This window comes from Pseudomonas sp. MAFF 730105, assembly GCF_055380705.1.
Window position 1 is genome coordinate 3951292 of sequence record NZ_AP018438.1, and the last position, 6928, is coordinate 3958219.

Annotated in this window: 4 protein-coding genes; 1 reads left to right on the plus strand and 3 read right to left on the minus strand. The window is 62.6% G+C overall.

Annotation, left to right across the window (positions count from 1 at the left end; genetic code table 11):
- Positions 1–7 precede the first annotated feature (7 nt).
- Positions 8–1438 (minus strand): efflux transporter outer membrane subunit, encoded by a 1431-nt coding sequence (locus PCOSP_RS17185; RefSeq protein ID WP_464709124.1) that lies wholly within the window; start codon positions 1436–1438, stop codon positions 8–10.
- A 339-nt stretch (positions 1439–1777) separates the two neighbouring features.
- Between PCOSP_RS17185 and PCOSP_RS17190 the strand changes: the two genes are divergently transcribed.
- Positions 1778–3118, plus strand: coding sequence for a diaminobutyrate--2-oxoglutarate transaminase family protein (locus PCOSP_RS17190; RefSeq protein WP_464709125.1), 1341 nt, complete (start codon positions 1778–1780; stop codon positions 3116–3118).
- 616 nt (positions 3119–3734) lie between these two features.
- Here the strand turns inward: PCOSP_RS17190 and PCOSP_RS17195 are convergent.
- Both PCOSP_RS17195 and macA read right to left on the minus strand, forming a co-directional pair.
- Complete coding sequence (locus PCOSP_RS17195) at positions 3735–5696, minus strand: MacB family efflux pump subunit (protein ID WP_464709126.1); 1962 nt, start codon at positions 5694–5696, stop codon at positions 3735–3737.
- Positions 5697–5698: 2 nt separating this feature from the next.
- Positions 5699–6850 (minus strand): macrolide transporter subunit MacA, encoded by a 1152-nt coding sequence (gene macA, locus PCOSP_RS17200; RefSeq protein WP_139643634.1) that lies wholly within the window; start codon positions 6848–6850, stop codon positions 5699–5701.
- Between the last annotated feature and the right edge of the window lie 78 nt (positions 6851–6928).

The window sequence follows — 6928 nt, forward strand, 5'->3', positions numbered from 1 at the left end:
GTCGGCCTCACACGCCTTCTCCATTCGATGTCGGGTGCCGAGCCAGGGGCTGACTGGCTTGCCATCCGCCGCCCAGAGCTTTGTACAGGGCGATCCAGTAGCGAACCTGATCCTGTTGCAAGGTGATCAATTCGATTTCCGCGGTCAGCGCCTGGCGGCGCGCGGTTTCGCGGTCGAGCAGACTGACGCTGCCAGCCTGCCAATTGCGGTCGATGGCCTCGAACGACTCACGAAAGCCGGCGGTGGAACGCTCGACATCGGACTCCCGTCGCCGCGCCGCATCGAGGCGTACCAGCGCCTGTTCGACTTCCATGACACTGGTGCGCAGCGTCTGGCGATAAACCGCGAGGGCCGCGTCGTAAGAAGCCCTGGCACCGTCCACCGCCGCGCGACGTTTGCCACCGTCTAGCAGTGGGACCGACAACACCGGGCCCAGCGACCAGGAACGGTTGTGCTGCCCCACCGTGTTGCCGACCGAAAAGGTGCCGGACAGGCTCAGGCTCGGCAGCCGGTCGGCCTGGGCCACGCCGATCTCGGCATTTGCCGCCGCCAGCTCTCGTTCGCTGGAGGCTACATCCGGGCGCTGGCGCAGCATGTCGGCAGGAATCTGCAGCACGTTGAGTCCGGCGGGTTCTGGCAGTTGCGCCGGGGTCTTGCCGAGCACGCCGATCAGCCGCTCTTCATCGCCCCCGGTCAGCGCCACCAGGCTCTTGAGCAACACCTCGCATTCGCTTTGCTGCTGGACCAAAGCCGCCGCGCTGCTGGCGGCACTGGCATCGGCCAGGGCGGCATCGGCGGACGACGTGAAGCCGGCACTGAACGACTGACGGGTGATGCGCGCCGTGTCCTGTTGCGACTGAGCCTGATCCCTGTAGGCCAGCACCAGTTTCTGGCAGCCACGGTATTGCACGTAGTAGTCGCCCACCTGTGCCGCCAGTGAGACCCGAGCGTCATGCCAGTCATCCACCCGCGCCTCGACCCGCGAACGGGCCGCTTCGTTATTGCGCCGCAGCTTGCCGAACAGGTCGATCTCCCATGCCGCGTCCAGCTCGGCGGAAGCACCTGAACCACCCAGGCGCTGGGTCCCCGTCTGTTGGCCGCCACGACCTTTGGATAACCGGCCATCGACCCTGGGCATGGCATCGGCCGCATCGCTGTCTGCGGTCGCCCGTGCCAGCGCGATATTGGCCCATGCCTGATCCATCGACGGGCTGTCGGCTTCGGCCAGGCGCAGCAGCTCGGCCAATGCCGGGTCGTCGAACTGCTGCCACCAGTCAGCCAAGGCGGCCACGGACGCACCATGGGGCAAGGGGGCCTGCCACTGGGTCGCAACCGGGACGGCCGGCACCCGATAATCCGGGCCCAATACGCAGCCACTCAGCAGCGCCGCACACAGAGTCGCCAGCAGTAGGTTTTCCCGGGGCTTGAAGGCATGCATAGGTTTTTTGGAGGCCTGGCAAAAGTGAACGAACCGTTCGGGGACGCGGCAGATTTGATTCGGTTATTTAACCCTGGGGCCGGTTTTGTGTCTGGCGTGGGAAACGGGGACAGGTGCCGGCCAGAAAGCTCGCGATAAATTCAGAGGCCTGCTGAAATGGCCCGGACTTGCGAATACCACCCCCTGTGGGAGCGAGCCTGCTCGCGATAGCGGCGGTACATGCACCCTCGATGCGACTGCCCTACCGCTATCGCGAGCAGGCTCGCTCCCACAGGGTCTTGCGCAGAACCTGCGGATGTCCTGCGCCCCTCCCTTTCCATAGCCAACGGATGATCGAACATGGAAGCACTCAGTTACCTCGAAAATATCGAGTCGAATGCGCGAACCTATGCGCAGACTTTCCAGCGGCTATTTGTCAGCGGCAAGGGGATGCGGATCAAGGACGCCAGCGGCCAGGAATTTCTCGATTGCCTGTCGAACGCCGGAACCCTGGCCTTGGGGCACAACCCGCCGGAAGTCCGCGACGCCGTGATGGCGTTTCTCGCCAGCGATCATCTGCAGCAGGCCCTCGACCTGGCGACACCGGCCAAGCATGCGTTCGTGCAGGAGCTGTTCTCGATGCTGCCGGCGAACATGTGCGAGACCAGCAAGATCCTGTTCTGCGGGCCCAGCGGCTCGGATGCGGTCGAGGCCGCCATCAAGCTGGCACGCCATTACACCCGGCGCTCGCCGTTGATGGCTTTTCACGGCGGGTATCACGGAATGACCGCAGGGGCCCTGTCGGCGATGGGCAAGCTGTCGCCAAAAACCGGTGACGGCCTTATCGCCCAGGGCACGCACTTCCTGCCGTTCCCCTATCGATTCCGCTGCCCCTTCGGTACCGATGGCGCACACACCGATCAGTTGTCCATCGACTATATCCGCACCGTGCTGTCGGACCCTGAGGGAGGCGTTGCCAAACCGGCGGCGGTGATCGTCGAGGTGGTGCAAGGCGAAGGCGGCTGTATCCCGGCCTCGGCCAACTGGCTGCGGGCGCTGCGGGAAATCACCCTGGAGCAGGACATCCTGTTGATCGTCGACGAAGTCCAGACCGGCCTGGGCCGTACCGGCAGCACCTTTGCCATCGAGCACGCGGGTATCGTGCCGGACATCCTGGTGCTGTCAAAAGCCATCGGTGGCGGCTATCCCCTGGCTGTCGTGGTCTATGCCGAACACCTGGACACCTGGGGCCCGGGAATGCATGCAGGGACGTTTCGTGGCAATCAGGTGGCGATGGTCGCCGGGGCTGCGACCATGCGCCAGATCAGGAAAGACAACCTCGTCGCGAATGCCGCCCGGATGGGCAAGCGGCTGGAGAACGGTCTCCAGGAGATCGCGCGGCGGTTTCCCTTCATCGGCGACATCCGCGGTCGCGGCTTGATGATCGGCGTGGAAATCACCCAACCGACCACCACCCAACGCGCCGGCCAGGCGGATGGCGCCCTGGCACACGCCATCAAGCTCAAGTGCTTCGACAATGGCTTGATGATGGAAACCGGAGGACGCCACGGCGCGGTCCTCAGATTCCTGCCGCCCCTGACCATCACCGAGGGTGAAGTCGACATGGTCCTGGACCGGTTTGAACAGTCAGTCGGAAAGGTCGTCGAAACACGCCCCCAAGTGGCGCGTGACACGGTCTGAAAGACAAGCCTTTTCGGCAAATCGCTAGTCCGCTGACATCCGCTCCCTTTGTGGGAGCGGGCTTGCTCGCGAAGGCAGCGGCATATCCAACATCAGTGCAAGCTGACCCACCGCTTTCGCGAGCAAGCCCGCTCCCACACTTGACCTGTGCCAACCGCGATATCTGCAACAACACCCATCACACTGTGGGAGCGAGCCTGCTCGCGAAGGCGGCAGCATATCCAACATCAGTGCAAGCTGACCCACCGCTATCGCGAGCAGGCTCGCTCCCACACTTGATCTGCGCCAACCGCGATATCTGCAACAACACCCATCACACTGTGGGAGCGAGCCTGCTCGCGATGGCGGCGGCATATCCAACATCAGTGCAAGCTGACCCACCGCTTTCGAGAGCAGGCTCGCTCCCACACTTGATCTGTGCCAACCGTGATATCTGCAACAACACCCATCACACTGTGGGAGCGAGCCTGCTCGCGATGGCGGCGGCACATTCAACATCAGTGCAAGCTGACCCACCGCTTTCGCGAGCAAGCCCGCTCCCACACTTGACCTGTGCCGAACGTGATATCCGCAACAAGCACCAATCCCACAGTTGATCTAGGTTGAACTCGCTACCTCAATCACGCGCCAGGGCATTGATCGGATCCAGCCGCGCCGCATTGCGTGCAGGTACGAAGCCGAACACGATGCCGATGAGTGTCGAGCAAACGACCGCGGTGATGATCGATCCCATCGAAAACACCATCTGCCATTCCTTGACGAAGATCGAAAAGACGTAGCCGATGCTGAACGACAAGCCGATGCCAATCGTCCCTCCGAGCAGGCAGACCATCACCGCTTCCACCAGGAACTGCTGGCGTATATCGGACTGACGCGCCCCCACCGCCATGCGGATGCCGATTTCACGGGTTCGCTCAGTCACCGACACCAGCATGATGTTCATCACGCCGATCCCCCCCACCACCAATGAGATGACCGCGATGAGCGAAAGCAGCAGGGCCAGCGACTGGCTGGTCTTCTGCACCGTCTGCATCACGCTGTCAAGGTTGTAGGTGAAGAAGTCCTTGGTGCCATGGCGCTGCGTCAGCAGCTTGACCACGTTGTCTTCCACCAGCTTGCTCGGCTGCCCGTCCTTGATCCGGACCGTGACGCTGTCCAGGAAACGCTGGCCCAGCAAGCGCCCCGCCGCTGTTTCATAGGGCATCCAGATGTTCAGGTTCTTGCTGGTGTTGAAGACGCTCTTGCGGTCCTCGGTCACGCCGATGACAGTGCAAGGCAGGTTGTCGACGAGGATCACCTTGCCCAGCGGGTCCGTGTGCGAGCCGAACAGTCGCTGGCTGGTATTATGGTCGATCACCACCACTTGCGACTGCCGCCGGGAGTCGTCCTTGTTGAACGCTACGCCCGAGCCGATCTTGATCCCGCGGACCTGGAAGTAACTCTCGCTCACACCGTTGACGGTCGCATTGACATCGATGTTCTGGTACCGCAACAACAGGTTGCGCCCAAGGTTGGGGGTGGCGCTGTCGATGTAGTACAGGTCGGCCAGCGCCGTGACGTCGGAGAGCACCAGGGTTTCGATGGCCGTCGAGCGGCTGTCGCCCCAGTCGGCCCCGGGCATGATCTCGATGGTATTGCTGCCGATCGCCTCGATATCCTTGAGGACATATTGCTTGACCCCTTCGCCGATGGCCACGATCGACACCACCGACGTGATACCGATGATGATGCCCAGCATCGTCAACAACGTCCGCATCCGGTGCGAGATCAGCGCCACCCATGCCATGTTGAACGCTTCGCTGAACAGCCCGAAGCTGGCGAGCAGCCGGTTCGACGGCTTGACCTTGGCCGGTGGGGTGCCTTGTGTCGGCTGGTCTTCCATGGACCGCTGCGGATTGGCCCGATCGCTGACGATCTCGCCGTCGCGGATCTCGATGATGCGTTGGGCGTAGGCCGCCACTTTCTCATCGTGGGTCACGATGATCACCGTGTGCCCCGCCGCGTTGAGTTCCAGCAGGATCTTCATCACTTCCTTGCCACTGGCGGTATCCAGTGCCCCGGTGGGTTCGTCGGCGAGAATGATTTCGCCGCCGTTCATCAAGGCCCGGGCGATACTCACCCGCTGTTGCTGCCCGCCGGAAAGCTGGCTGGGTCGATTGGCCAGGTGCCCGGTCAACCCCAGGCGCCCCAGCAACTCCCCGGCACGGTTGTGCCGTTGCGACTCGGCGGCACCGGCATAGATGGCCGGCATCTCGACGTTGTGCAAGGCACTCAGGTGGGGCAGCAAGTGATAACGCTGGAAGATGAAACCGAAGTGATCGCGACGCAGCTCCGCCAGCTCATGATCGTCCATCGAGCCAGTTTCGCGCCCATTCACTTTATAGCTGCCGGAACTCGGATGATCGAGGCAGCCGAGCACATTCATCAGGGTGGATTTGCCGGAGCCGGACGCCCCCGTGATCGCCACGATTTCCCCGGCATTGATCGTCAGGTTGATGTCCTTGAGCGCGATGAACGCCTTTTCGCCCGCTTGAAAGCTACGGGTGATCCCTTCGAGTTCCAACAGTGGTCGCGTCATGGTCAGGCTCCCGCCACGGCTGGGGTAGGCTCGCCGATGACGACCTTGTCGCCTTCAGCCAGGCCGTCCTTGATTTCAGCCCTGACGTTGTTATTGATCCCCGTCTGGACGTTACGCGGCTGGGCCTTGCCTTCGGCGTCGAGGACCCGGACCACGTAGCTGCCATCCTGGTTTCTCGGGCCCAGGGCCGCGACCGGAACCGTCAGCACCGCCTTGGCCTTGTCCAGGACAATGCGGACCTGGGCGGTCATCGAGATACGCAGGCGATGATCGGGGTTCGGCACGTCGAACAGGCTGTTGTAGAACACCGCGGTGTTCTGCTTGGGCGTCCCGGCGTTCTGGGTCTCGAGGAAGTTCTGCGGTGCCGGTTCAGTGCCGCGCAGCGTGGCGTAATAGCGTTTTTCCGCTTCACCGAGAATGGTGAAATACACCTCTTGCCCGGGCACGATATGAATCACATCGGCCTCGGACACCTGGGCCTTGACGGTCATGGTGTCCAGGTCGGCCAGCTTCAGCAGCACGGGCGCCAGTTGCTCGGCGATCACGGTCTGGCCTTCCTGGGTCACGATCCCCACGACGTAACCGTCGATGGGCGCGACGATGTGGGTATAGGCCAGGTTGACCCGGGCCGTTTCCACCTGGATCTGCGCGTCCTTGATCTGTGCATCGAGGGACAGCAGGTTGGCAGCCTCCACCTTGTAGTTCGATTCGGCGGTCTCGTATTCCTGCTTGGAAATCGCGTCGTCCGGTTGCAGCACCTTATAGCGATCGTAAGTGGCTTTCGCGTCCTTGAGTTGTGCCGCGGTGGCTTGCCGCTTCGCCTTCAGGTTTTCTTCGTTGACCTGGGCCTGGCGCAAGGCGTTCTGCGCCAGCAGCGGGTCGATTTCCGCCAGCCACTGGCCCTTCTTCACCTTGTCGCCCAGCTTGACCTTGAGCGACTTCAGTTGCCCGGACACCTGGGCACCGACGTCGACCTGCTTGACGCCCTGGAGCGTCCCGGTGGCCAGCACGGCGTTCTCGATGTCAGTGCGCTCGACCGTGGCGGTCAGGTACTCCGGCGGTTTGCCCGGCGACTGAGCGCTATAGAAAACCAGGCCGGTCACCGCGACCAGGACAAGCACGACAGCGATTTTTCGAAACTTCGACTTTTCCATAAATAACCATGAGTGCGTTGAGTTCAGGCCCGGCCAACGTAGCGCCGGGTTCCATGGGTGCGCCCGAAGGAAGGACGG